Annotated in this window: 2 protein-coding genes and 2 pseudogenes; 1 reads left to right on the top strand and 3 read right to left on the bottom strand. The window is 68.0% G+C overall.

The genetic code is table 11. The features are described 5' to 3' along the window. Nucleotides 1-314, top strand: a 314-nt coding sequence (locus JF597_RS54855; protein WP_294014679.1) for a rhomboid family intramembrane serine protease, incomplete at its 5' end; no start/stop codon positions are given. Here the strand turns inward: JF597_RS54855 and JF597_RS54850 are convergent. From JF597_RS54850 to JF597_RS54840, 3 genes and pseudogenes are all read right to left on the bottom strand, one after another. Beyond that, nucleotides 305-823: a Uma2 family endonuclease gene (locus JF597_RS54850; protein ID WP_069762903.1), complete on the bottom strand. Its 519-nt coding sequence runs from the start codon at nt 821-823 to the stop codon at nt 305-307. The genes JF597_RS54855 and JF597_RS54850 overlap by 10 nt on opposite strands. 101 nt (nt 824-924) lie before the next feature. After that, a pseudogene (gene mqnP / locus JF597_RS54845) lies at nt 925-1,817 on the bottom strand (menaquinone biosynthesis prenyltransferase MqnP). Continuing rightward, nucleotides 1,814-2,037: pseudogene (locus tag JF597_RS54840) on the bottom strand (menaquinone biosynthesis decarboxylase); the annotation flags it as partial. The pseudogenes mqnP and JF597_RS54840, both read right to left, overlap by 4 nt.

The following is a 2,037-nucleotide window of genomic DNA, read 5'->3' as shown; positions in this document are numbered from 1 at the left end:
GCGCCCTGATCATCGTGGCCGACGGCCTGGGCGTCTGGCTCATAGCCCCGGCCCACACCAACACGGCGGGCGCGTCGGGCCTGATCTTCGGCCTGTTCGGCTACCTGCTGGTCACCGGCTTCGTGGAGCGGCGCCCGCTGGGGGTGCTGGTGGGGCTGCTGGTCGGCGCGGTCTGGGGCACGTCCATACTCGTGGGTCTGGCGCCCACGCAGTCGGGCGTCAGCTGGCAGGGGCACCTGCTGGGCCTGGTGGCGGGGGTGGCGGCGGCGTTCGTGTTCAAGCGCCGGGTGGGGCGCGGAGTGGTTCAGGTCTGAGGCCGGGCCTTCGGGTCGACGGGGAGTCGGGAGGTGGGGATCGTCAGCTTGCCGAGCGGGGAGTCGACGGCCAGGTCGGGGCCGTAGGGGAGAGTGTCGCGGCCTCGGTACCCGTCGGGTCCTGGGTTCCACATGGCGACGGCGTGGCCCTGCAGCGGATCGAGGATCACGTAGTTGGCGATGCCTCGGGAGGCGTACCAGCGCGGCTTGATCTCGTAGTCACGACGCACGCTCTCCGGCGACACCACCTCAGCTACGAACTCGATCAGATCAGCGGGGTAAGAGCTGCGGTTCTCGGCCTCCGCCTCTGCCGGGATGACGGCGATGTCCGGGCAGAACTCATTGGCGTCGTCGAAGGGGAACGCCACATCACTCACCAAGGCCCACTCCGGTGACAGCTGCTCCTCAAGGCCGGCTGACACCCTGAGGATCGTCTTCCCGTGGAACGGCCTGACCGGGTTCATCACGATGCTGCCCTCGACAATCTCCGTCAGATAGCCGGGGAACATGTCCTCCAGCTTGCTGAGCTGCGAGTGCAGGCGGTCAAGGTCCGAGATGACAGTCACGGTGGCCTCCTGAGGTCCTGCCCTCGATGGTAGGCGCACCGTACTTACACGGTCAGGCCACGAACCAGGAGATCCAGCAGCGCGCACACGAACAGGGCAATCCCGATGAACCCGTTGACGCTGAAGAACGCCCGGTTCAGGCGGGACAGATCATGCGGCCGCACGATCGAGTGCTCGTACACGAACGCACCCGCGACGATCATCAGCCCCACCCAGAAGAACCCGCCCGCCTCGGTGGCGACGGCGTACCAGATGAGGAGGGACATCGTCAGGAAGTGACAGACCCGGGCACCCCAGATCGCCGCGGGAATGCCGAAGCGCGCCGGCACCGACATGACGCCGATCTCCCGGTCCGTCTCCACGTCCTGGCAGGCGTAGATCAGGTCGAACCCGCCGATCCAGATGCCCACCGCGAGACCGAGCAGCACCGCGTCCCAGGACCACTCGCCGGTGATCGCGAGCCAGCCGCCCACCGGCCCCATCGCCTGGGCGAGACCCAGGATGGCCTGCGGGAAGTTCGTGAACCGCTTGCCGTACGGGTAGACCACCATCGGGATCACCGCGACGGGGGCCAGCGCCAGGCACAGCGGGTTCAGCAGCGCCGCCGAGCCGAGGAAGACCACGACCGCGACCAGGGCACCAGTCCAGGCGTGCTTCACCGACATCGCACCGGGCGCTGTGCCGTCCGGGGGTTCCGCGCGTCGATCTCCCGGTCGATGATCCGGTTGACCGCCATCGCGAAGGTCCGCAGCCCGACCATGCAGATCGTGACCAGGAGCAGCCGCCCCCAGTGGATGTTCTTGTCCCACTCGAACATCGCGGTCAGCGCGGCGATGTACGCGAACGGCAGCGCGAAGACCGAGTGCTCGATCATCACCAGCCGCAGAAAGGCTTTCGTGCGTCCCGGTTGCGGGAGTGCCGCGGAGGCGCTGCTCACAGCCCGTACTCCTTCCACCGGCGGTCGACCTTCGCCGCCGTCTCGGGGTCGGACAGGACCATCTCGGGCCAGCCGCCGTCGCGTGTGTAGCCCTCCTCGGGCCACTTCCTCGTCGCGTCGATGCCCGCCTTGCCGCCCCAGAACTGCTGGTAGGAGGCATGGTCGAGGTGATCGACGGGTCCCTCGACGACCGAGAGGTCACGGGCGTAGTCCGTGTTGC

Source organism: Streptomyces sp. (genome assembly GCF_019510245.1).
Lineage (GTDB): Bacteria > Actinomycetota > Actinomycetes > Streptomycetales > Streptomycetaceae > Streptomyces.
This window is presented reverse-complemented; position numbering and strand designations above follow the sequence as displayed.

Coding starts and splice junctions, on each gene's coding strand:
- JF597_RS54850 (WP_069762903.1), bottom strand. CDS start 823: ATGTTCCCCGGCTATCTGACGGAGATTGTCGAGGGCAGCATCGTGATG.